Genomic DNA, 22,644 nt, shown 5'->3' on the forward strand with positions numbered 1-22,644 from the left:
TCTCCAAGCTGCGGGCCCCGGCGCAGCCTCAGCGCCGACGGCCCGCGGGCGGTCGGGAGGGCAGCGAGCGCGTCAGGCCGACGCGGCGAAGGCCGACAGGCGCGTCTCGAACGCGTCGTCGTCGCTCTCGGGCAGCCGCTGCGGCCCGTCCTCCCGGCTCGGGGTCAGCCCGGGGTTCGTCAGCACCATGTCGACCCAGCGGGCGACCCGGGCGGGCGCGGGCACCAGGTCCTCGCCCATGAACCAGTCGCTCGTACCGGCCTCGGCGGGCAGGTGGAGCACCCAGCCGTACGCCTCGTCCCAGACGAGTTCGAGGTCGTCGTCCTCGTCCGCGTACGGGCCGGAGTCCGGCACCTCCAGCGTGACGACGGCCGTGCGGACCGCCGGCGGGCGGCCGGTCACCGCGTGTCCCGCGACGTTCAGGCCGACCTCTTCGATCTCGGCGACCACGGCCTGCACGTACGGCTGGTGATCGGTGCGGTTCGTCATGCGCGCTACTCCCCCGTTGTTCCAGCGGGCGGACGCTGGCCCGTCCCGCGCCGCCTGCACCGGGCACCACCCGGCCGGCGGCAGACGTACATGATCCCTACCTGACGACCATAACGACTCAGAAGCAACCGATTTAAGTTCCCACCCCGACACAAACCTCCCGTCCCACGGTCCACGGTTGGCCTCCGGGGTTATCTGGCTACATTTCCTTCATGGCGAGGGTGAGCATGAAGTTCCACGTGGCGTTGACCGAGGGCGCCCTGAAGGCGCTGAACGCACGGAGCAAGGACGAGCGGGACCGCGAGGAGGAGTGGGTCACCGCGCGCCGGAAGGAGCTGATCGTGCCCGGCATGTCGCGGCGCGCGGCCGCCGCCGTCCGCAGCGACATCCGGGCCCGGGTCGCGAGGATGCGACGCACCGGCGAGTTCGGCGGCACCCGGGACGACATCGTGACCCGCGCGGTCCGCGAGGAGCTGCGCGCCCGCGGCCTGGACCGCAAGTGGCCCAAGCCCCCCGACGGCCAGACCGAGTCACCGGGCCGCCCGTGGGGCACGCCGCCGAGCGCACCGATGGGCGACGGCGGCTACACCCACCGCATGTCCCTGAACCTGCCGTACGCCCTCGGCGACACCGTCCGCCGCGCCGCGTACTGGACCAGCAAGGAGGCCGTCGAGGCGCTCCAGGACTGGGCAGACCGGTGGGGCGACGGGATCGACGTGGCCCTACAGGAGGCGGAGCGGGACGGCATCCCCGCCGAACTCGCCCTCATGTCCGCCGCCGGGCGACCCTCCGCACCGCAGGCCGCACTGGAAATCCGCGACCAGCTCCGCGCCAAAGTCCTCACGACGGGCGATCTCCTCCGCGCGGCAATCGACCGAGCTGCGGGCAACGGCCAGCAGGAAATCCCCTGAGCGTTCCAATTGGAACGACTTCGTTCGACTTGAAATCGAACAATCCGTAAGGCGTTTACGGGCGTCACCCACCCCCGGACGACCGATGCTCGGCGAACGGTCCCGCCTCTGGCAATATGACCGCGTCCGAGTACCCACCAGGGGAAGCCCACGGAGGTCCAATGCCCCCCGCCCAAAATCCTGACGAGACAGAACACCGCGCCAAGGTCATCACCTTCTTCCAGCAGAAGGGTGGCGCGGGAAAGTCAACAGACGCCATCAACGTCGCCGCCGTGCTCGGGGAGAACAACCCCCCTGCCGACCCCGACGACCCTGACTGCCCATGCCCGGTCGTCGCCGCCGGCATCGACCTCCAAGGCTCACTGGAGAAGTGGGCTCGGAAGGTCCCGGAGAAGCGGCTGCCGTTCGACTACGTCGTCACCCGCGGCAAGTTGGGCGAGATCCCCAACCTGGTCAAAGACCCCTCAGTGCGCCGGATCGTGGTCGACACCCCCGGCTTCGCAGACATTGACCCAGAGGCCGACCTTGACGCCCTCGACCCGCTGGGCAAGGGGCCGGCGGCTGAGGCCATGCGCGAGATCCTTGATCTCACGGACCTTGCCCTCGTGCCCATCGTCCCGGTCGAGACGCTGACCCACGACCCCGCCGAATACACCGTCGAGCGCCTACTTCGCCCTCGCGGCATCAGGTTCCGCATGGTGATCAACAACTGGGACTCCGGCACGGACCGTACGAAAGCTGATCTCAAGGACATGCAGGAGTGGTGCAACAAGCGCGGCTACCCGTACATGTCCCAGGCCGTACGTCGGTACAAGCTGCACGCGAAGGCTCCCGAGCAGGGCCTTACAGTCATCCAGTACCCCGAGAGCGGTACAGCCCTCCGCGCCCGGGAGGACTTCTACAAGCTGGCCCTGGCCGTGGAAGGACTGATCTGATGGGACGCCAGCGCGGCGGATCGGCCACCGAACGCTTCGAGTTCAAGAGCGCCATCGACATGGCGCGGGCCCTACCAAACCTCTTCCGCCCCATCTCAGGGCAACCCACGACTCTCACCTCGGACGAACGGCAGTCGCTCGCGCAGTGCGAGGCGGCCGTCGACACACTGAAGTGGGCCTTCTGGCTGGCTGGCAAGGCGTTGCAGATCATCCGGGACAGTCGGCTGTACCGGGCGGAGCACGCCACCTTCGAGGACTACTGCTGGACTCGCTGGGGGATGAAGGCCAACTACGCAGGGAAGCTGATCCGCACGTGGCAGGTCGCGGAGGCCCTGTTCGATTTGGCGTCGAACGATTCCGTTCCAATTGGAACTCCTCGCCTGTCCCTGGAGCAGGCCAAGAAGGCCAACCAGGCCCAGGTCTGGGAGCTAGTCTCCGTTCGCGAGACGTGGGACGTGGAGCAGGCGGTCTTCGTGTACGCGACGGTGGCGGCTTCCGACGTCCCGGTCACCGCCGAGGTACTTCGGGGAGCGGTCGACGCCCTTCCGGAGGGCGAAGAGTTCGACAAGGAGGCCGCCAAGGCGGCCATCCAGTCCTTCCTGGACAACTGGGGTGACGAGAAGGACGAGGGAGAGGTTGACATCACCGCCCGCGCGGAGAAGGCGGTCTCCTTCCCCTGGGTGCGACGCCTGGCCCGGAGGGACAAGGTGGCCGCTGAGCGCTATCTCGATGCGCTCGAAGCAGAGATCCTGAAGTGCCGAGAGCAGCTCAGCGAATCCGCAAAGCCCAAGCGGGGATCAAGGAAGGCCCCCGAGGCGCAGGAGCAGCCCGCCGAGGAGAACCCAGAGTCCCCGGCGGGTGCCGAGAGCCCCGAACCTGCGGCTGCATAGCACCTCAAACGCAAAGAAGCGGGCCCCGTCCGAGGACGGGGCCCGCTTCGTGTTGTCAGCTCAGGTGCCGTGCGCAGGCCGCGGTGAACAGCTTGGTGAACGGGTCGTCGCTCGGGTCCTGGAGGAGTTCCCACCAGGCGAGGGCGACCAGGTCGGCGAGTTCGCTCGCGCGGGCGGCGCCGTCGACCGAGATCGGTGGGGCACCGGTGCCGCAGCGGGGGCCGCCGGCGGTGAGCCAGCCGGGCAGTCCCCCGTGTGGGAAGCAGGCGTTCAGCGCGGCGTACAGGTCTGCGGGCACCGCGCGGCCGGTCACCGGTCAGGCCGCCCGGGGGTGCCGGACGCGGGCGGTGGGCTGGACGAGGCGCCCCAGGAGGGGGAACCGCCGGGCCCGGGAGCGCCAGCGGGGCGGGTGGACGTGGCGCCAGGCGCTTCCGAAGATGCCGTCTTCGGCGGGGAGGCGCTGGCCGATCCCGCAGGAGCACTCCCACCCGTACGGGAGCGGGGCGGAGTCGTCACGGGTGGAGATGGCGACGACCTTGGTGTCGTCGTGGTTCCCGTGGAAAGTGCCGATCACCCAGCGCCCGGCGCGGCGGGCGGCGGTGACGGGGTCGAGGTCGGTCGTCATGCGGTTCTTCTCCTTGGGTGGTCAGGCGATGAGGGCGGCGAGCAGTGCGGCACCGAGGGCGACGAGCGATACGCCGGTGATGATCCCGGCGAGGCGCAGGCCCGCGTACTTGCGGCGGGCGATCTGCGAGAGGTGGATGACGTGGGCGACGCGGTCGTCCGGCGCCTGGAGATCCTTCACCAGGTCGTCGGGCGTGCACAGCGACCAGTAGAGGAAGCTGCCGCGGGCTGCGCCCGACAGGCGCGGGTGGACGACGACGAGCACGACGAGCATGGCGGCGATGAGGCCGACGGCGCCGGCGCCGACGAGGATGCCGACGGCGGGCGGTAAGTCGTGGCCCGGGACCACCGCGACGAGGGCGGCGAGGGGCAGGGAGAAGCTGGTCAGGAGGACGCCGGATTTGGCGTCCGTACGGGAGATCTCGGCGAGGACGGTGGCGTTGGCCGCGTCCAGGCGGGCGTCGAGGGTGCTGTCGGGCGTGGTCATCGAGTCCCTTACGTGGTTGCTGGTCCGGTCGGGCATGGAAGCGGCCGTGCCCCGGGTCGGGTGCACGGCCGCTTCCGTGTCGGTGGGCGTCGCTACGCCGCGGTGTCGGCGCCGATGTCGAACAGGCCGATCTGCGCCTCCATGAGTTCCTGGCCCCGCTGCTCGTTGGCGCGGGCTCGCTCGGCGGCGAGCGCGTCGCGCCAGCAGGGCCAGCACCAGGGCCGCAGCTCCGCCAGCGGCGTGGCGGCGTTCTGCACGTCGGTGGCGTGCGGGGTGTGCGGTGCGGCGAGGAGGGGCTTGTTCTTGCCGCTGCTGGTGGCGTTGCACTGCTCGCCGTCGCCGGTGTGGGTCTTGCCGCAGGCGCCGCGGCAGCCGCAGCGGCCGCCGTGCTGGTCGAGGACGGTGGTCAGGACGTTCCCGGGCTGCTTCACGATCGTTCCCCTCAGCGGTCGAAGCGGTTGGCCGTGCGGGCGATGACGCCGCGGGTGTGGGTGGTGACCTCGGTGTTGTCCTGGATCACCGTGCCCTCGTAGTGCTGGTGGATGGTGGGCGGGGCGGCCGCGACGACCGCCTTGGCGCTCTTGAAGACGCGGGAGAGGGCGCCGAGGAAGGCGACGGGGGCCACGCAGACGATGCCGACGACGACGGGGTTGACCTGTCCGACGGTCCACATCACGAGGGAGATGCCGCCGGAGATGGGCACGGAGGCGATCCCGGTGGCGAGCATGATGCCGCTGATGTCGGTCGCGCGCTGGCTCATGGGGGCCCGGCCGTCCTGCTGGACGGGCGGGGCGTAGCCGATGGCGGGCGGGGGCGTCGTGTCCTTGTAGCGGGTGGCGACCGGGGCGTTGTTGCTGTAGCCCTCGGCGATGAGGCGGATGGCTTCGGCCTCCGCTTCGGCTTCGGTGAGTGCGCGGCCGGCGGGGCGGTCGGGGTGGTTCACTGGGGTGGCTCCTTCGATGCGTTGGGGGAGCGGGCAGGGGACCGGCCGTTTCTGACGGAGTAGCCGGTCCCCTGCCGTTTCGAGGGTCAGGGCAGGCGGTAGACGCCCTTGCCGAGCGGGACGAGCAGGTTCTCGTTGGCGAGGGTGCTGACCTCGTTGTTCACGCTGCGGGTGGCGGGGCCGCCCTCGGAGCCGCAGCCGACGGCGGTGCGGATCTCCCGGAGCGCCAGGCCCTCGGGGTGGTCCTTGAGCGCGGCGAGAATCCGCTCGCGGATCGTCGGGGCCTTCGCCTTGGCGGCCGCCATCGGCGACGGCGCTTCGGGGAGTTCCTCGGCGTCCGGCTCCTTGCCCTTGCTGTCGCCCTCCAGGGGCCCCGTCGCGGGCTGCGAGCCGGGGTTGGGGGCGTCGCCGCCGAGCGGCCCCCGTGAGGGCCGTGACGGGCCGTCTGCGGCCTTCACGGTCTCCTTGGCGGCCGCGGTGCCCCGGTGGGCGTACGCGGCGCCGGCGGCGCGGGCTTCGCCCGGGGTGAGCGTCGGCATCGGGCGGCCGTCCATGAGTTCTTCGAGCTGGGGGTACAGGCCGTTGACCTTCTTCAGGACGAAGGTCCGGAAGAGGATTGCCTTGCCCTCCGTGATGAGCCACCCCATGCCGGGCGTCGGCACGCCCTCGGTGGCGGCGGTGCCCTCGAACAGCTCCTTCGCCCCGGCGCCCTCGTAGATCCGCTCCGGGATGGGGGAGACGTGCGCGCCGATCGGCGCGATGCCGTCCAGGCCCATGCCCTGGGTGGACGAGGAGGCGGTGCGCAGCAGGAAGACGTGGCCCTCCTTGCCCTTCTCGCGGATCTCGTGGTTGTCGCCGAGTTCCTTGAGGTGGAGGGACTGGACCGCGAGGTCGACGCCGATGCCGACCTTCTGGCCGGTCTTCTGGAGGTCGCCGATCATCCAGGCGGCTTCCTTGCGCACTTCCTGGTCCAGGCTGCTCAGGAGGCGGTTGATCTCGTCGCCGGTCCACTGGATCAGGCACCACTCGCCGTGGAAGTCGAAGTCACCGCGACCCCGGCTGTGGGCCTCGCGGTACTCCTTGACCGCGTGCAGCGCACGGAGCTGCTGCATCGTCTCGACCGGCCCCTTGGCCATCCAGTCGATGCGGCCCTCCATCTCCGGCATCGACATGCCGCCCTGGACGTCGGCCATCCAGGAGATGACGCCCGAGATGCGCTGTGCGGCACCGAGGATGCGCATCAGGCCCGACTTGCCCGCGCCGGTGGTCCCGGCGGTGATGCCGTGCTGCGCGCGGCCGGTGTCGAAGTTGAACAACTGGATGCGGGCGACCGTGCCGTCGTGGGCGACGCCGATCGAGATGCGTCCGCGGTCGTCCATCGTCAGGTCCTCGACCGTGGGGGACCGGACGTGAAGGAGCGGGTTGGCGCGGTAGATGTAGACGACCGCTTCGCGGGGGCCCGCGCCTTCCATGACGAGGCGGGAGATGTCGTCAATCCCGAGCGCGGAGCACAGGGCCTCGTGGTTGACCCGCAGCGTCTTGCCGCGCGGGGCGGCGATCCGCAGGCGGATCTGGTCCTCGCCGATGCTGTACGCGACGAGGTCGACGCCGGGTGCGGCGCCGTTGGTGCAGTTGACGTGTTCGGCCCAGATGCGTTCCAGGGAGGCGCCGGGGTCTTCGGCCTCCACCTCCAGGGCCTCGCGTGCGCGCCGGGCCTCGGCGAGGCGGGGCGCGACCTGGATGGCGAGGCGGCCCGGGCCGTATCCGTCGACCGCCGCGGTGCGGACCGCGTCGACAGGAACGTCGAAGACTCCAGCGATGGCCCGCTCGTCCAGGGTGCGCGGCACGGTGTGGCCGGCGGGGGCGAGGACGATCGCCTCGAAGTCCGGTCCGGCGGGGTCGTACTGGTTGATGTGCTCCAGGGTGGTGTCCCCGGTTGCCTGCGACTGGTTCCACAGGGCCCGCATGTGGTCGGCGAAGGTGACCGGCTCCGCGTCCACGACCTCCGGCTCCCCGGCGAGGACCGGCAGGTTGTCGACGGCCCGCGCGAGGCCCTTGGAGCGGGTCCACGGCGTCATGGGGATCATCACGGCCGTCCAGGCGGCGGCGCCCAGCATCGGCCACCCGTTGGGGTAGTCGAAGACGGGGGCCAGCAGGCCGCCGGTGTAGGCGGCGGTCCAGCCGAGTACGGGCAGGGACCGCAGCGAGGAGACGAGCCGTCGCGTCCAGTCGTCGGTGTCGCTGCGCTTCCACAGGACGACGCCGGTGAGGGCGCCGGTCGCCAGGGAGGCGCCGTGCGCCCACCACGGCACGTCCATCTGCGGGCCGACGGCGGCCCAGGTGCCGGCGGCGCCGTACACGGTGCGCTCCGCCCAGGCGAGGCGGCGGGCGGTCTTGCGGGTCAGCCCCCGCTCACCGGCGGCGGCATCGGCTTTCACGACGTCGGTCGTCGTCATCGTCATTTCCCCTCCGGGAGGAAAAGGGGGAGGGGCCCCGGGCGAATTCGCCCGGGGCCCCTCCCGTGGGGGCTTTCCGCCCCGGCACTTTCGCGGCCGGGCGGCTATTCGGTTACTTGACTTCGTTGAATCCGGGCTTGGGCTGCTGCACGCCCATCGACTGCACGGTCTCGTAGATCCCGCCGTATTCGCCCTGGTGGGCGTCCTTGAAGCCCTGCGCGTCCGTCTGCATCGCGTCGGCGGCGTTCACCAAGTCGCCCGACGCTTCGGCGACTTCGCGCAGCGAGGTGGCGCCTTCCATGATGAGGGCGGTGAATCGCGGCTCGACTTCCGCCGCGTCACACATCTCCGACATGTTGCTCGCCTTATCGGCGTTACGGCGAAAGAGCGCCTGGAGAGCCCAGATCTTCTCTTTCAGCAGCAGCGCCCGCGCGGCGAGCATGGTGACGGCCATTCCGAGGCTGAGGAAGCCCAGGTTGCTGTCGGGGATCGCCGGGAGGTTGTCGTCGCTGTCGGGGACCGCGGGGACGTAGCTCTCGCGGGGGACGATCTCCCCGGACACGACCTTCCCGGGTACGAGTTCTCCGGACAAGGTGACCTCCTAGTTCTCGTTGTGCACGCGGGCGGACGGGGTGCGAAGGCCCGCGTCCGCGGTCGCCTGGGTGAGCGGCCGGTACGCGTCGTCCATCTCGGTCTTCGCGGTCTCGCAGGTCTCGGCCGCGTGGAGCGACTTGACCGACATCTCCTCGGCCTTGCGGGAGAGGACCTCCATCGACTCGGAGAGCTTGCGCATCGCCCAGGCCGTGATGGTGCCGATGATGTTGTGCTTGGCGGCCAGCCGTTCGGCCACCTCGTCCAGCGCGTACATCAGCTCCTTGGCCTTGGCGGCGAGGAGGAGGCATTCGTCGTGGGCGGCGAAGGCCTCCGAGACCACCTCGTCCAGGAACTCGGTGACGTCATCGAGCGTCACCTCCGTCGCGTGCTCCGGGTTGATGCCGTTGTCCATCGCGGTCGTGACGGCCCCGGTCTTCACAGCGGGCGAGTTGCCCACGGGCGCCTCCTTCGTGGTGTTCGTGGTGGTGCTGCCGGTTCCGGCGGGGAGGCCGCGGGCCCCGGTGGTCAGGGGCTCGCGCGAGGAGGCCTGGTAGCCGGGCGGGTAGACCTGCTCGACCGTCCACTCCTCTTGCTGCTGCGGGTCGGTGTCCCGCATGGAGTCGTAGGCGCTGCGCCGTTCCCCGCGCGGCGGCGGGGTGTAGAAGTCCCAGCCGCTCCCGGCGGAGGGGCCGGTGTCCTCCGCCTTGGCCCGGGCCCGTTCGCCCGCGCGGCGGGCCCGCTCCTTGCGACTGGCCTTGCGCCGGTCGGCGGGGCCGGTGCCCGAGGCGGAGCCGCCGCGCTTCTTCTTCGACTTCGGCTTCACCCGGACCTTCTTCTTCCTGCCGGGCCCGGGGGCCTTCGTGCCGCCGCCGGGCTTGGGCTTCTTGGTCAGGTCGACCTTCGGCCCGGCGCCGGTCGCGGACCCGCCGGCGGGCTTCGGCTTCTTCGTGAGATCGACCTTGGGCGCGGCCCCCGGCTTCGGCTTCTTGGTCAGGTCGACCTTCGGCCCGGCCGGTGTGGTCCCGCCGCCCTTGCCTCCCTTCTTCGACTTCTTGCGCTTGACCGTGGTCAGCACGGGCGGGGAGAGGTTCTTCCGGCGCTTCTTCAACCGGCGCCGAGCCGTCTTCGCGACGGCCTGACCGAGCGTCGTACGGTCCGCGTCGGCGGCGGCCGCCGTCTCCTTCTTCTTCCGGCGGGCCTTGGCCCGGTCCTTGCGCGCCTTCTGCTTGGCCTCGAACCGGTCCTGCCGGACCTGCTCCCGGCGGGCCTGCTTGGCGTCGGCGCGGGCGTTGCGGACCCGGTCCTTGGTGTCCTGCCGAGCGTCCGCCGCGCGGGTCTTGCGGTCGCGGGCGGCGTCCCGGTCCTTCGCCCGGTTCTCCGTCCGGGCCGCCTGCCGGTCCGCGCGACGCTGGATCGCGGCACCCTGCCGGGTGGCGGCCCGCTCCTGGCGGCCGCGGGCCCGCTCCAGCGCCGGGCTGGACTTCTTCGAGCTGGGGGACTTGGCGCCGTTGAGCGACTTGGCCCCCGTCCCCGAGCTGCCGCCGTTCTTCCCGGACGAGCCGTTCTTGCCGGAGCCCGGGGTCTTCGAGCCGCCCTTGCCCTTGCCGCCGACCGAGCCGAGGCCGGTGGACGTCTTCGGCGAGGTCTTCTTGCCGCCCGGCGTCAGCCCGCTGCCGGAGCCGCCCTTGCCTCCGCGGCCGGGCCCGGTCCCGCCGGCGCCCTTGCCGCCGCCGGTCCCTCCGCCCTTGCCGCCGCCCCCCATGAGGGAGCCGCGGCCGCCGCCGAGCGACTTGCGGCCGAAGTCCTGGCTGGAGGGGATCGACTTGCCGCGCTTCTGCGCGGCCTTGTCGCCGATGCCCTGCATGGCGACCGAGTGCTTGGCGGCGGCCTCCTCGTTCGCGAGCCGGTGCTTGAGGCGGGCTTCGCGCAGCGGGGCCAGCTCCTCGGCACGCTCCTGGCGCCGCTGACGCCAGTCCGTCACCGCGGTCGCGGTGCCCCGGAGCGCGGCCAGCGCGATGGCCAGGGTCGCCGCGAGGCCGAGGGCGGCGACGCCCGGACCGTCCGCCTCGCCGTCGCCGTCGTCCCGGCGGGCGGGCGCCGTCCCCTCCGAGCGGAGAACGACGGTGCCCGCCGCGCCGGTCGCGGCGGGGGTCGGCGGGAGTGCCGGGGTGAGGTCGGCCAGGGAGTCGGCCACCGACCGGCGCCGCCGGGTGGGGACCATCCCGTCGCCGCCGCCCGCCGCATCCGGCTCGGGAGCCGGGGGCGGCGGGTCGGCGGGCGGGGCCGGGGGCACCGGGGGAGGGGCGCCCGGGATCGGGGGGAGCCCCGGCGGGGCCCCTCCCCGTGATCGGAATCGGACGACGTTGCCGCTCCGGTTGTCGTCCCGAGGGTCATCAGCCACGTGCTCTCCAGGGTTGACAGAGGGTGACCGGATGGGAGATCCTCGCGCGCCCGCGCGCCCATGCGCCCGCGCGCCCGCCTTGACCCCCCGAATCCGGTCCGCCCCCGGGTGATGATGATGGTGATGACGCTTACGCGTCGTGACTGCCGTCGTGGCGGCTGGTCCAGTTCTCCAGCGTCCGCGCGAGGTCGTTCCACAATTCCGGATCGTCCTTGCAGAGCGCGCGGGCCCGGTCCCACCAGGCGTCGGCCAGACCCGCCGGGCCTCGCTCGGCGACCTGCCGGGCCTGCCGCGCCTCCCAGTGGGCGGAGCGGCGGGCCCGGCGGACCTCGGAGATCGAGGGCACCTGCTGCACTGATCAGGCTCCCTTGCGGTCGAACAGGTCGTTCACGCCCCGGACGGTCCGGGTTCCGGACCCCTTGGCGGTGCTCTGACCTGCGGCTTCCTCGCTCGACTCCTCGTCGCTGTCGGGCCGGGTCGTCATCGCGGCGACCGTCTTGTTCAGCGACTTCGTGGCGAACGTGTTCACCTGTCCGCGCCGGTCGGCCTTGGCCTTCGCCTTGGCCGCCCGCTGGCCGGGCAGGGCCGCCACGGTGCGGACGTGGTCGGCGTACGCGGTGCGCAGGCCCTCCGAGGCCTGCGCCGCGTCCCGCGAGGACTTGACCAGGCGGTTCAGGTGCTTCTCGACCTTCCGGGCCCGGCGCCGGGCCGACCACCGGCCGTCGCCCTCCACGTGCTGGGAGAGCAGGACGGTCTGGAACAGGGCCCGGACCGCCTCGTAGTCGCCGTGGTCGGCGTTGTGCTCACGCTGCCGGTCCAGCGTCCAGGTGGTCAGGTGGTCCAGGTTGAGCAGCGGCCGGAACTCCGCCGGCACCCGGTTCAGGACCTCGTTGTTCATGTGCTCGATCTCGGGCACGGGGATTCTCCTCTCGGGGGGAAGGGGCCCGCCGACTCTCGGGGGCAGTGGCGGGCCCGGCCCGCGACGTACGCGCCGCGCGGGTCAGCGAGCGGCGAGGTGCTTCTCTCGGTCCGCGGGGCTCAGGAGCCCTGCTTCGTCCAGCAGCCGTACGGCCCGGTCGCGGCGGCAGTCGACGGCCGTACGGGCGGCGTTGACGGTGACGTAGCCGCCGCCGTCCGTGGGAAGGCCGCGCAGGATCTGAATCGCCTCTGCGTCCGTACGGCCGCCGCCCGTACGGGGGGCGGGCGTACGGGCCGTACGGGTCTTCTCCGTACGGGCCGCCGTACGGTCCGTACGGGGTGCGCCCGTACGGCCACCCGTACGGTCCGTACGGGGTGCGCCCGTACGGTCTGCCGTACGGTCCGTACGGCCGGGGTCCGTACGGCCCGGGTTCGGGTCGGCCGTACGGTCCGGGTCGGGGGTGGCCGTACGGTCCGGCTCGCTCCGTCCGGCGGACGGGTCGACCGCGGGCGCGGCGGGCGCCGTCCCCTTCTCCTCGTGGTCGTCCTCCAGGAGCCGGTGGACGCGCCAGACGATGGCGACGACGACGAGCACCGCGACGACGATGAGGCCGATGCTCGGGTGCTGCTTGCCGTCGACCACCGTCACGCCCGTGCCCGTCATGTCGGCCACGTGGTACGTGATGTTGGTGGCGGCCATCAGCCCGAGCGCGTACGGCACGTCCTTCCGCATGCGGAACGCGGTGACCGCGTAGACGTCCAGGCCCACCGGCATCGCCCACCCCAGGTCTCCGAACGGGGTGCTGCCAAGCCCGACCATCCGGGCGAAGGCCCACTCGCCGGAGGCGGTCAGGGCGATCACGGCCGCGAGGGCGATCCAGATGCTGCCCTGCTTGACGACCTCGCCCCGGTCCCGGGTCCTCTTGAGGCTGGCCGCGCGCTTCTCGGCGACGCGGCGGGCCTCACGGGCGGCGTCCAGCTCGCGGGCGGCTTCCGCGAGCTTGGCGTCCGCCTCCTTGCGCACCGCGCCGGCGGCGGCCCGGGCTTCCTTCTCCGCCTCCCTGCGCAGCTCCACGAACTCGGCGTCAAGCCGGGCCCGCTGAGCCTGCCGCTCCCGCTCGTGCTGCTCGCCGAGCTGCCGGAACTGGCTCTCGATGTCCGCACGGGCCGCGTCGATCTCCTCGCGGTATGCGGCGAGTTCGGCGTCGATCTCCGCGCGGCGTGCGCGCAGCTCCTCGTCCAGGTCGAGCCGGGCCGACCGGCGGGTCAGGTCCAGCTCCGAGTCGAGGGCGGCCCGTGCCGTGCGGATCTCCACCGCCTGGTCCTGCGCCTCACCGACGATGCGGGCGGCGTCGTCCAGGGCCGTGCGGTAGGCGGCCTCCGCCGAGGTGCGGCGCAGGTCCACCAGGGCGTTCGCCCTGTCCTCCGCCTCGGCGAGCACGACGCCCACCTGCTTCTCGGCGTCGGCGAGCAGGGCCTTGGCCTGTCCCTCGGCGGCCGCCATGACCTCCTCGGTCTCGGCGGCCGCGTCGGTGCGGGCCTGGTCGAGGATCGACTCCGCGTCGCTCCGGGCACCGGCGCGGATCGTGTCCGCGTCGACCTCGGCTCGGCGCAGCCGGGCCCCGACCTCCTCGGCGGCCTCCACCAGGACGCGCTTGGCGTCGGCGGCCGCCGTCCGGCGGATCTGCTCCACCTTGTCCTTGGCGGCCTGGACCAGCGCCGCCGCTTCCTGGGCCCCGGTCCACCGTGCGCCGTCGATCACGTCGGCGGCACGGTCACGGAGATCCGCGACCAGGGCCTCGCCGTCTTCCCGCGCCTCCGGCTTCGGCGGCGGGGCCGCCGCCTTGGCCGGGCGGCGCGGCGTCGTCGTCTTCCGGGTGTTGCGGGTGGCGGTTGGCTTACGGGCCCCCACACCGACCTCCTCTCATGCAGGTGGCCGCCTCCCGGCGGCCACCTCGGCGTTCGGTCCGTCAGCCCCGCACGAGGCGGGCGGCGCGGCGGCCAACCGAGTTGGCCGCGGTCGAGATCCACTCGAAGACACCGCTGACGCGCTCGACCAGCGCGTAGTCACCGGCCTGCCTGCACGCGGACTCGCTGTCCGAGCACCGGTCGTCCAGTCGGTCCATGACCAGGGTCAGCCGGTCGGAGACCTGGTTCTTCGCGGCCCACAGCAGCTCGCCGAGGGCGTAGACCGGCATCGCCGCGCCGGTCCACATCAGCAGCGCCAGCCGCAGGCGGAGCCGGGCCAGCGGGCCCGGGGCGTTCGCGGCGACGAGCAGGTCCAGCAGGTGCTCGAAGTCGTCGGAGGACCAGCCGTCCATCGGGCCGTGCTGGTCGCGGAAGTTCTTCACGGCCGTCTTCTTCGGCCGCGTGAGCAGGTTGATCGTCACCGTCGTCCTCCGCTCTTGGCCACGGCCTTGGCCTGGCCGTGTCGCTGCAAGTCGGCCTGTGCCTTCCGGCGGGCTTCCTCCGCCTTACGGACCGCCTCGGCGGTCTCGGCGGCGCTCACAGCAGGTCGGAGGGGTCGGCGATGGCCGTGCCGGTCAGCACGGCCAGCTCCTCGGGGGTCACCCACTCCTGCGGGATCAGGACCCGCAGGGTGACCGTCCCCTGGCACATCGAGCCGGTGACGACGAGCTGACCGTCGGGCAGCGAGCCCGGGCGGGTGTCGTCGATCTCCTCCAGCAGCGCCGGCAGGACGGTCACCGCCTCCTTGGTGACGGTGATCGTGGCGACGATGCGCGAGGGCGCCACCTGGAAGGCGACGCTCACGCCGAGGCGGGCCAGCTTCTGGACCGACTCGAAGAGGGGGAAGGCCTCCTGCACGGCCTCCTGCACGTCCTCGGCGATCCCGGTGGACGACAGGGGCAGGTCAGCGGGCATGATGGTCATGCGGATCAGCTCCTAGCTGGTAGATCCGTGGACCCCCGACACATCAGGCGCTGCAATCGCCGTGTCGGGGGTCGCGCCGTACGGGGGACGACGCGGTAGGCGAGCGGGGACTCGAACCCCTGTCTCCGGAGAGCCCGAACCAGTCGGGCACGCCCCTCATGACCTGTGCCTTTGGATGCCGCCGGGCGCCCTCCGTAAAGAGGAAGCCCGGCGGAATCCGGCCCAATTACTCATCTTTGGCACGCTGTTGAGTTCTCAAGGAACGGACGCTCCCGCACCGGCCTTTCGTCATTCGACGCTGGTTCCGAACCGCCATGCGGCATAGCAGTGCGCATCATTCACGCAACACAGATCATTTGGCCGTTCTGCATTGACCAGACAATGCGTTGCGAGGACGACTCTGACACTCACCGGACGCCACGTCAAGCACATCAACCAGTCCGCACGCATTGACTGGACAATGCCTAGGACAGGGCTGTACACATGACGGCATGAAGCCCACGCCCGTCTACCAGCAGATCGCTGATGATCTCCGCCGCCAGATTTCTGACGGCACGTTCCCGCCCGGCTCCCAGATGCCCACTGAGGCTGAACTGCTTGAGAAGTACGGTGAGCTGCACGGAGTCCGCTCCCGGCAGACCATCCGTCAGGGCTTGGGCGTGCTCGTGCACGAGGGCCTGATCGAGGCTCGTCGCCCGAAGGGCTACTTCGTCATCCAGCGCAAGCGGCTCGTCTACCGTCCGCAGGCGGAGCTGAGGCAGAAGCCGCCCGAGGTCGACATCTTCACGAACCTGATCCAGGAGGAGGACGGCCGGACGCCGTCCCAGGACATCGAGGTCTCGATCGTGGACCCCACTCCCGCGATCCGTGAGCGGCTGGGCCTTGAGCCGGGCGAGCTGGCGGCCGCCCGCCGGCGAGTGCGCAAGCTCGATGACGTCCCGTACAACCTCAACGACTCGTACGTGCGCCTCTCACTCGTCCAGGGGACCGACTTCATGCACCCCGGCGACGTTGCGCGGGGTACGAACGCGGTGTTGGACGAGCTGGGCCACGAGTTGGTCTACGGCCTCCATGAGATGTACCTCCGGATGCCCATGCCGGACGAGGTGCAGCGACTTCAGCTTGGCGCGGGCGTCCCCGTCGCCGAGCACCTGTCGACCACCTTCGACAGCGACGGGAACCCGGTTCAGGTCACGGTGAACCTCATCCCCGGCGACCGTCACGTGATCGTCTTCGAGACCCACCGCGAGGCTGAGGCGAACTCGCCGCGCATCCCCTGGGGGAAGCCGTGATCATCGCCCCTGCCGAGGAAGCCGACCTCCCCCGGCTGATCAAGTTCCGCACGGACGCCTCGGCGTGGTTGCGGACTCGGGGCACCGACCAGTGGGCCAAACCCTTCCCGGCCGACCACATCCTTGGCTCGATCCGTCGTGGCGAGGTCTTCATGATCCGCGAGGAGCCACACTCGGACGCCGCAGCCACCATCACGCTGGACCGGGACGCCGATGCTCGCTTGTGGACCCCGAACGAGATCGCGGAACCCGCCCTGTACGTGCACAAGCTGGCCGTTGACCGCGCCTATGCCGGTACCGGACTCGGCAGCGCGCTCCTGGACTGGGCGGGCGAGCAGGCAGTCCGACAGGGAGTCAAGTGGCTCCGTCTGGACGCTTGGACCACGAACCTGCGGCTCCAGGCCTACTACCTCGAACACGGCTTCACGCATGTGCGGACCGCTGACGATCCGGAGGTGGTTTCGGGCTGGGCAGCACAGCGGCCCGCCGGGTTCCGCTCCCACCTCGGGACGACACACCGGCTGACGTCCCCTTCGGCATCATCGCCGAGCGGAAGAGGGCATGATGGCACCGCATCCGAGTAACCGCGTCCGCGCGGCGAAGCCCACGGAATCGAGGCTCCAGAACATGACGCGCACCACGGCCGCACCTACCGCCCCGCAGACGGGCGGAGCAGCGGCCCGTCCGCTGCCGCCCCGCTCCGACACGCCGAAAACGCGTTCACTGGAGGTCAGGGCGCGAGGCAAGATCGTTGGATGCCGCGTACACCTTTGCCGTCGCGTCGCCGGTTCATCCGCCGGCGCGGCCGCCCGCCCCTCCGGGCCCGCGCCCTGATACGCCGATGGCCGCCCTGCCTGCCAGCAGAACGGCCATCTAGATCGACTCCCGCCTCCACAGCTTGAGTCGTACGGTCGGCGATGACGCCGGGGCCTGAGCCCTGCCAGGGGCCCGAGGTCACCAATCCCAGGATAGAACGCCCAGCGGTGTGCACGCAGCAGCGTGCCCCAGGTCACCGTCTCTTTTCCGTCACTTGCCGGTCTGCGACTCCCCAAACCCCCAGGGGAGACCCAAGACGATGTTCGAGATCCATCCAGCGACACGCAGCGTCGCGGCGCCGACCCTCTCGGTCGCGCCCGCTGCGGTCTTCGCCACCGAGGCGGTGGCACCGTGAAGCGACCGAAGAAGGCTCTGGCCGCCGCTGCCGCCGTCCCGGACGGCGACGAGCTGTTCGAGTTCTCCGGCACGATCACCGACTACTGGTCGTACACGCAGGTCCGTGACTACCTGATGTTGATGCCGGGGATGACGCACACCGCGTACCGGCTCTACAGCTTGCTGCGGTCGATGATCGCCGAGGCGTCCCGTAGGCGGGACGAGTCGTGGAACGGCGGCATGCGGCGTATGACGATCGACCAGCTCTGCTGGCTGCTGCCCGGCCCGAAGGACAAGCCCACCAGCGTCTCGACCATGTACGAGGTCCTGGGGACGCTGGAGGAACTCAACCTCGTTGTGCCGAAGGACACGCTGGAGCTGGAGGGCATCAGCCAGCTCAAGGGCAAGGCGCGGGCCGCCAAGGGCATCTCCCGCGGCTTCATCGTCAACGACTTGCCCCCCGACGCCGAACACACCGGGTGGCGCAACGCGTGGGACAAGCTCGACGCCTACCGGCCGGACTGGCGGGAGAACCCGCCGGCGCCGCCCACCCACCTCACCGAGAGCACCACCCTGCCGAACGGCCAGACCCTGGCCCGGGTGCGGCTGGTCGACGCCGACGGTGAGCCGTTCCAGAAAACTGGAACGCCGCAGGTCGGAGCCCCTGAGACCCCTTCATTCCAGAAAACTGGATCGCCCTTCCAGAAAACTGGAACACCAGCCCAGTTTTCTGGAACGGATCTTCCCCTGACCAGCGAAAACGATCACCCTCTAAGAAGCTCTCTCGAAGAAGCCTCTCTCTCTGGTGACCCGGGTGCCCCATCGGACCCCGCCGTCACGGTCGAGGCCTGGACGGAACGAGGAGAGGAGACTTCGGCTTCGCCGGAGAACGACACCGCCCCCTCGGCTGCTGCCGAGGAGCCGGATGCCCACGACGACGTGCGGGTGGCGGAGGCCTGGATCGAGTCTCGGCAGAAGCACGGGCACGGTGTCCCGGCCCGCGGCCGGGTCGCGATGGTCCGCGACGCTGCGGCCCTCCTGGCTGACGGCATCGACGTCGAGCACCTGGTCGCCGCGGCCGCCGACATGGGCAGCCGGGAGAACTGGTACTCGCTGCCGCGTCACCTGGAGAAGTTCGTTCCGCCGAAGACCGGGGTGCCCGGCCAGCGCCCGGCCCTGCCCGACTGGTGCGGCAAGTGCAACGACGGCATCCCGCCCGCCCAGCCCGGACAGCGGATGCGCGAGGCGGACGACGGCAGCCTGATCCGGTGCGAGTGCCACCCCAGCCACCCCAGCCACGCCAAGAAGCCGGTGCTGGCCTAGACCCTCCGCAGCGCGGCGGCGGCAGGGGAGCCCGTGGAAAGGCCCCTGCCGCCGCTGGAATCACCCAGTTCAAGAAGGGATTCACCCATGAGCGTACCCACCCAGCACGGCGGCACCGAGGACGGCGGCTCGCTGTTCGATGAGGCGCCGGACACCACTTCCTTCGAGCGCGTTCCGCCGAACGACCTGGAGGCGGAGCAGTGCGTCCTCGGCGGCATGCAGTTGTCGAAGGACGCGATCGGCGACGCGCACGCGACCGGGATCAGCAACCCGGCGTTCTACCGCCCGGCGCACGGCACGATCTACGACGCGATCATGGAGATGTACGGCAAGGGCCAGCCGGTCGACCCGATCACGCTCGCCGCGCACCTGGCGAAGTCCGGCGACCTGGAGCGGATCGGCGGCGCGGCCTACCTGCACACCCTGGTGCAGACGGTGCCGACGGCGGCGAACGCCGAGTATTACGCGGAGATCGTGGTCGAGCGGTACAAGCTCCGTCGGCTGATCGAGGCGGGCACCCGCATCGTGCAGATGGGCTACGCCGGTGAGGGCGACGTCGCCGACATCGTGAACGCGGCCCAGGGCGAGATGCAGGAGGCCGCGCAGCTCGGCGCCGGCGGCGGGCTGGAGCGAGTCGCCGAGATTGACGACATGCTGGAGGAGTACCTCGTCAGCATGGACGCGCCGCCGCCCGCGCGCCTGCCCCTGCCGTACCGGGACCTCCAGGCGATGCTCCCGATGGAGCCCGGCGACCTGGTCGTCATCGCGGCCCGCCCGGCGATCGGCAAGAGTGTGGTGCTGCTCGACATCGCTCGGCACGTCGCGATCGAGCACGGCAGCCAGGTGCTGATGTCGTCTATGGAGATGAGCCACTCCCAGTTGATGGAGCGGATCATCGCGGCCGAGGCGCGCGTCCCGCTGAACCGGGTCAAGGACCGCGAGTACCAGGGCGACGACCGGAAGCGCATCCACGATGCTGCGCTGCGGATCAACGGATCGCCGCTGGTCGTGGACGACGGCCCCGCGGCGACCATCATCCGGCTCCGCTCCCGGCTGCGTTGGCTCCAGGCGCAGAACAGGCTCCCGCGCGTCCTGGTGGTGGACTACCTCCAGATCATGAAGGCCTCCGGGAAGAACGGCCAGAACCGTACCGGCGAGGTGGACGAGATCAGCCGCGGCCTCAAGGAGCTGGCCGGCGAGTTCCGGATCATCGTGATCACGGCGGCCCAGCTCAACAGGGAGGTCGAGAAGCGCGAGGACAAGAAGCCGATGATGGCCGACCTGCGCGAGTCCGGCGCGATCGAGGCGGAGGCCAACGCGGTGATCCTGCTGCACCGGCCCGACGCGTACGACAAGGAGCACGAGCGGGCGGGGGAGATGGACTTGATCGTCGGCAAGAACCGGCAGGGGCCGACGGGCACCGTCACCGTGGCCTTCCAGGGGCACTACGCCCGCGCCCGTGACCTCGGTACAGGCTTCTGACCTGCGGAAAGGAGAATCCGTCATGATCGTCACCGACGTACGGAACAGGTTCGTCACCGCGTCTTGGACCCAGCGTATCGCTGATCGCTGGAACTCGGCATACCCCGCGATGCGGACCATCCTGGACACCGTGATCACGGCCCAGCGCGCCGCCGAGCGGCCCACGGTCGACGTGGCCCGGCTGGAGCGGGTCCGGCGCGAGATGGGGCAGCAGGACCGGGGCACCTTCAAGGCCTGCACTCGCAGCCCGGGCGGGTTCAGCATCTTCGACGCGTTCAGCCAGGTGCGCGAGGTCGTGAACGTGACGTCGATCGGTCACGCGGACGCCGGCGCGATCCTGCGTCTGTGCGCCGAGCTGGCCGACGCCGTCGCCGAGTCGGCGGTCGCCCGCGGGGCGGAGCGGGCGCCGGTTCCCAGGCAGCCGGTCGACGGCGGCCGCCCGGAGCGGGCACACTCGGAGCAGACCGAAGGGGGCACGCGATGACCGCACAGCCGATCCACCCGCACGAACCGGAGCGGGTGCCGCGCAACGCTGAGGGCATCGCGGCCGCGCTGGACGGCGGCCGCCGCATGGAGTTCTACCGCGAGCTGCTGGCCGCCGCACCCGAGGAGGCGGAGGGCGTCCTGCGCCGCTGGTGGTGCGAGGCCATGCTCGACACCGACCCCGAAGGCGACCGGCTGGTCGCCGCCGCGATCGACGGCACGCTGCCGATCACCACGGTGGCCGACGCCGTTCGCCGCCGCCGTGAGGCGGGCCTGCCCGTTGAGTGAGCCGTACGGCGAGGAGCCGGAGGGCCTGCCCTGCGTGCTGTCCGAGGAGGTCACCGAACTCCTCATGGACAAGAACCTGTCCGGCGCGGTGTTCGGCGCGATCGTGGCCGCCACCGTCGTGATCAACGAGACGCGGGGCGAGGTGCCGGGCAGCACCGCGTCGGCGAAGTGGCCGCAGCAGCGGCGCATGCCCCTCGGCGCGGACGGCTCGCTCGGCATCGCCGAGTACGTCATCGTCGCCGACGCCGACCCGCCGCACATCGTCCTCACCCGCGTGCAGCTCTACTGACCCGACCGCCCGACCCGGGGCCCGGCGAGACACCCGTCCGCCGGGCCCTTCGGCGTTCACGGCGGCGCCGGCGGGGGCGGTGCTCGAGGAACGCCGCTCCGCGCCGTGCCTCGTGCACCCGGCGGTCGCCCGGCTACCGGGCCGCATCACCTCTTAAGAGGTGAGTTCGTGGCGGAGGTGGCGGCGCGGGTGCGGGCACAAGCACGCGGGGGCTCCGCCCCCACACCCCTGGGCCCTCCACAGAGGGGAGGGGGCGCCGTTTTGATCTTGCGGCGCGTGGGTGGTGCTGGGTGGGTGGGGTCGGGGGGTTCCCTCCGCGACGGGGCACCCGGAGGGGACCACAGCCCGCACCGAGCTGCAAGGGCCAAGCCGCCTGCGGCGGTCGCGCGAGCGCGAGCCCTTGCACCCCGGCACGGCCCGCGGTCAGCGGAGCTTGCCCCGCCGCGGAGGGAACCCCCCGACCGGCTCGTCGTACGGCGTCCGCCGGGGGGAATTCCGGGTCCGATCCGGCGCCGGAAAACCCGCCGAAAAAGCCTTCTGACCTGCGCTTTTATGCGTGTCGAGAGTTGACCTACACCCCAAAACTTGAGAGTATTAGTTACGTCGAAAGGGGGCGGGAATCCCCTTCCGGCACCGGCCTCCGGGCCACACCGAAAACGCTCAACGAACCGAAGGAATCGCCGTGTTCGACTTCTCCACGCTCGACCGCCTCGCCCTGGACGGCACCAACGTCGTGCTCCGTCCCGTCTTCGACCCCCGGCTCTACACCTTTTCCGTCCAGCTCTGGGAGGACGGCCAGCCCGGCGGCATCCACGGCCTGGTCGAGCACTTCCGCTACGCCGACCAGCCGGTCGAGACGATCGACGCCTTCCTCGCCGAGAACGGCGTGCGCGCCACCACGGGCGAGGAGGCCGCGCTCCTGTACGCCGGACTCGTCCAGGCCAAGGGCGGCCCCGACTGGGCCCTCCTGCTGCTGTCCATCGGCGCCGACGAGGACGACGCGCAGGAGTGCGACGAGTGCAGTGCGGTGATCGCCAGCGACGCCCCCAGCGCCGTTCACGAGTCGCACGAGCCCTCCTGCTCGCTCCACCCCGACAACGCTCACCAGTCCTGAGTCACCCCGCGTGCGGGCGGGGGCGGGAATCCCCGCCCGCACGCGGGTCGGACACCGAACCACCTCAACCAGGGAGCACGACCATGAGCACCACCTTGCAGACCCGCATCGGAGAGCCGGACATCGAGTGCCGCTACCCGGTGATCATCGGGCAGGACCGCGTCATCGGGCAGGCGTACCGCTGGCACCGTGACTGGCTGGTCATCACCAGCGAGGGCGAGCACAACCTCCGCCGCCCGCCCACCGGCCCCGACGCCAAGCGCGCGAGCGGCATCGACATGGCCGCCGCCTACCTCGCCGAGGAGTACGCCGCCGGTCGCATCACCGCCGTCGCGCTGGAGCAGCTCCGCGCCGAGGCCCCGAAGCCGCTGCACGGCCCGGTGCCTCTGCTGCACCCCCGGATGCCCGCCAGCGCACGCAACATCGCGGGCGCCACCATCGCGTTCGCCGGGCTCACCGAGCACCACTGGCGGGCCGTCCTTCACGGGTTCCCGGGGTCGGACAACCCCTGGTACCTGCACTGCGAGCTGTGCGGCTGGTCCGGCGTCCGCTACTGGAGCCACCACCGCGGGCGCAACGGCCAGCCGCCGAGCATCTACCGCCACGACGGCGGGTGCATCGGCGCCGAGAAGGTCCGCGCCCTGATCCCCGCCTACCAGAAGTAGGCCCGCCGACCGCCGG

General features: G+C 71.2%; 26 protein-coding genes. 12 read left to right on the forward strand and 14 right to left on the reverse strand.

Annotated features, from left to right (window positions below):
* Nucleotides 1–72: 72 nt before the first annotated feature.
* Nucleotides 73–489, reverse strand: coding sequence for a DUF6292 family protein (locus ACFYZY_RS26470; protein WP_388698759.1), 417 nt, complete (start codon nucleotides 487–489; stop codon nucleotides 73–75).
* Between the two features lie 212 nt (nucleotides 490–701).
* Here ACFYZY_RS26470 and ACFYZY_RS26475 point away from each other — a divergent pair, with 212 nt between their 5' ends.
* The 3 genes from ACFYZY_RS26475 to ACFYZY_RS26485 all read left to right on the forward strand — a co-directional run bounded on the left by ACFYZY_RS26475 (nucleotide 702) and on the right by ACFYZY_RS26485 (nucleotide 3,225).
* Entirely contained in the window at nucleotides 702–1,400 is a 699-nt protein-coding gene (locus ACFYZY_RS26475; RefSeq protein WP_388698761.1) for a hypothetical protein, read from the forward strand.
* A 161-nt stretch (nucleotides 1,401–1,561) separates the two neighbouring features.
* Nucleotides 1,562–2,335, forward strand: a complete 774-nt coding sequence (locus ACFYZY_RS26480; protein ID WP_388698763.1) for a ParA family protein — start codon at nucleotides 1,562–1,564, stop codon at nucleotides 2,333–2,335.
* Nucleotides 2,335–3,225, forward strand: coding sequence for a hypothetical protein (locus ACFYZY_RS26485; RefSeq protein ID WP_388698766.1), 891 nt, complete (start codon nucleotides 2,335–2,337; stop codon nucleotides 3,223–3,225). The genes ACFYZY_RS26480 and ACFYZY_RS26485 overlap by 1 nt, the downstream gene beginning before the upstream one ends.
* Nucleotides 3,226–3,280: 55 nt before the next feature.
* Here the strand turns inward: ACFYZY_RS26485 and ACFYZY_RS26490 are convergent, their stop codons facing one another.
* From ACFYZY_RS26490 to ACFYZY_RS26550, 13 genes are all read right to left on the reverse strand, one after another.
* Nucleotides 3,281–3,523 carry a hypothetical protein gene (locus ACFYZY_RS26490; protein WP_388698769.1) on the reverse strand — a complete coding sequence of 81 codons (243 nt, stop codon included), beginning with the start codon at nucleotides 3,521–3,523 and terminating at the stop codon, nucleotides 3,281–3,283.
* A gap of 18 nt (nucleotides 3,524–3,541) precedes the next feature.
* Complete coding sequence (locus ACFYZY_RS26495; protein ID WP_388698772.1) at nucleotides 3,542–3,850, reverse strand: hypothetical protein; 309 nt, start codon at nucleotides 3,848–3,850, stop codon at nucleotides 3,542–3,544.
* 21 nt (nucleotides 3,851–3,871) lie between these two features.
* Nucleotides 3,872–4,336, reverse strand: a complete 465-nt coding sequence (locus ACFYZY_RS26500; protein WP_388698774.1) for a Pycsar system effector family protein — start codon at nucleotides 4,334–4,336, stop codon at nucleotides 3,872–3,874.
* A 92-nt stretch (nucleotides 4,337–4,428) separates the two neighbouring features.
* A complete protein-coding gene (locus ACFYZY_RS26505; RefSeq protein ID WP_388698776.1) occupies nucleotides 4,429–4,767 on the reverse strand; it encodes a hypothetical protein in 339 nt (112 codons plus the stop codon).
* An 11-nt stretch (nucleotides 4,768–4,778) separates the two neighbouring features.
* Complete coding sequence (locus tag ACFYZY_RS26510; RefSeq protein ID WP_388698778.1) at nucleotides 4,779–5,279, reverse strand: hypothetical protein; 501 nt, start codon at nucleotides 5,277–5,279, stop codon at nucleotides 4,779–4,781.
* Nucleotides 5,280–5,365: 86 nt separating this feature from the next.
* A complete protein-coding gene (locus ACFYZY_RS26515) occupies nucleotides 5,366–7,735 on the reverse strand; it encodes a hypothetical protein (protein ID WP_388698781.1) in 2,370 nt (789 codons plus the stop codon).
* Between the two features lie 112 nt (nucleotides 7,736–7,847).
* Nucleotides 7,848–8,297: a conjugal transfer protein TraB gene (locus tag ACFYZY_RS26520; protein ID WP_388698784.1), complete on the reverse strand. Its 450-nt coding sequence runs from the start codon at nucleotides 8,295–8,297 to the stop codon at nucleotides 7,848–7,850.
* 39 nt (nucleotides 8,298–8,336) lie between these two features.
* Entirely contained in the window at nucleotides 8,337–10,523 is a 2,187-nt protein-coding gene (locus ACFYZY_RS26525; protein ID WP_388698786.1) for a hypothetical protein, read from the reverse strand.
* Between the two features lie 337 nt (nucleotides 10,524–10,860).
* The gene (locus ACFYZY_RS26530; protein WP_388698788.1) at nucleotides 10,861–11,085 is read right to left on the reverse strand and encodes a hypothetical protein; all 225 of its coding nucleotides are present in this window, start codon (nucleotides 11,083–11,085) and stop codon (nucleotides 10,861–10,863) included.
* 3 nt (nucleotides 11,086–11,088) lie between these two features.
* The gene (locus ACFYZY_RS26535; RefSeq protein WP_388698791.1) at nucleotides 11,089–11,646 is read right to left on the reverse strand and encodes a hypothetical protein; all 558 of its coding nucleotides are present in this window, start codon (nucleotides 11,644–11,646) and stop codon (nucleotides 11,089–11,091) included.
* A gap of 84 nt (nucleotides 11,647–11,730) precedes the next feature.
* Nucleotides 11,731–13,560 (reverse strand): hypothetical protein, encoded by a 1,830-nt coding sequence (locus ACFYZY_RS26540; RefSeq protein ID WP_388698794.1) that lies wholly within the window; start codon nucleotides 13,558–13,560, stop codon nucleotides 11,731–11,733.
* Between the two features lie 58 nt (nucleotides 13,561–13,618).
* Nucleotides 13,619–14,038, reverse strand: coding sequence for a hypothetical protein (locus ACFYZY_RS26545; protein ID WP_388698796.1), 420 nt, complete (start codon nucleotides 14,036–14,038; stop codon nucleotides 13,619–13,621).
* A 115-nt stretch (nucleotides 14,039–14,153) separates the two neighbouring features.
* Complete coding sequence (locus tag ACFYZY_RS26550) at nucleotides 14,154–14,540, reverse strand: hypothetical protein (RefSeq protein WP_388698799.1); 387 nt, start codon at nucleotides 14,538–14,540, stop codon at nucleotides 14,154–14,156.
* Between the two features lie 491 nt (nucleotides 14,541–15,031).
* Between ACFYZY_RS26550 and ACFYZY_RS26555 the strand changes: the two genes are divergently transcribed.
* From ACFYZY_RS26555 to ACFYZY_RS26595, 9 genes are all read left to right on the forward strand, one after another.
* Entirely contained in the window at nucleotides 15,032–15,832 is an 801-nt protein-coding gene (locus ACFYZY_RS26555; protein ID WP_388698801.1) for a GntR family transcriptional regulator, read from the forward strand.
* A complete protein-coding gene (locus ACFYZY_RS26560; RefSeq protein WP_388698804.1) occupies nucleotides 15,829–16,416 on the forward strand; it encodes a GNAT family N-acetyltransferase in 588 nt (195 codons plus the stop codon). The genes ACFYZY_RS26555 and ACFYZY_RS26560 overlap by 4 nt, the downstream gene beginning before the upstream one ends.
* A gap of 583 nt (nucleotides 16,417–16,999) precedes the next feature.
* Nucleotides 17,000–18,307: a hypothetical protein gene (locus ACFYZY_RS26565; protein ID WP_388698808.1), complete on the forward strand. Its 1,308-nt coding sequence runs from the start codon at nucleotides 17,000–17,002 to the stop codon at nucleotides 18,305–18,307.
* A gap of 87 nt (nucleotides 18,308–18,394) precedes the next feature.
* Nucleotides 18,395–19,789 carry a replicative DNA helicase gene (dnaB, locus tag ACFYZY_RS26570; RefSeq protein WP_388698811.1) on the forward strand — a complete coding sequence of 465 codons (1,395 nt, stop codon included), beginning with the start codon at nucleotides 18,395–18,397 and terminating at the stop codon, nucleotides 19,787–19,789.
* A gap of 22 nt (nucleotides 19,790–19,811) precedes the next feature.
* Complete coding sequence (locus ACFYZY_RS26575) at nucleotides 19,812–20,273, forward strand: hypothetical protein (RefSeq protein WP_388698814.1); 462 nt, start codon at nucleotides 19,812–19,814, stop codon at nucleotides 20,271–20,273.
* On the forward strand, nucleotides 20,270–20,560 hold the full coding sequence (locus tag ACFYZY_RS26580) for a hypothetical protein (RefSeq protein ID WP_388698817.1): 291 nt from the start codon (nucleotides 20,270–20,272) through the stop codon (nucleotides 20,558–20,560). The genes ACFYZY_RS26575 and ACFYZY_RS26580 overlap by 4 nt, the downstream gene beginning before the upstream one ends.
* A complete protein-coding gene (locus tag ACFYZY_RS26585) occupies nucleotides 20,553–20,849 on the forward strand; it encodes a hypothetical protein (RefSeq protein ID WP_388698820.1) in 297 nt (98 codons plus the stop codon). The genes ACFYZY_RS26580 and ACFYZY_RS26585 overlap by 8 nt, the downstream gene beginning before the upstream one ends.
* 682 nt (nucleotides 20,850–21,531) lie before the next feature.
* Nucleotides 21,532–21,963 carry a hypothetical protein gene (locus ACFYZY_RS26590; RefSeq protein WP_388698822.1) on the forward strand — a complete coding sequence of 144 codons (432 nt, stop codon included), beginning with the start codon at nucleotides 21,532–21,534 and terminating at the stop codon, nucleotides 21,961–21,963.
* Nucleotides 21,964–22,046: 83 nt separating this feature from the next.
* Entirely contained in the window at nucleotides 22,047–22,628 is a 582-nt protein-coding gene (locus ACFYZY_RS26595) for a hypothetical protein (protein ID WP_388698824.1), read from the forward strand.
* The last annotated feature ends 16 nt before the right edge of the window (nucleotides 22,629–22,644 follow it).

This window comes from Streptomyces sp. NPDC001744, assembly GCF_042892575.1.
GTDB lineage: Bacteria > Actinomycetota > Actinomycetes > Streptomycetales > Streptomycetaceae > Streptomyces.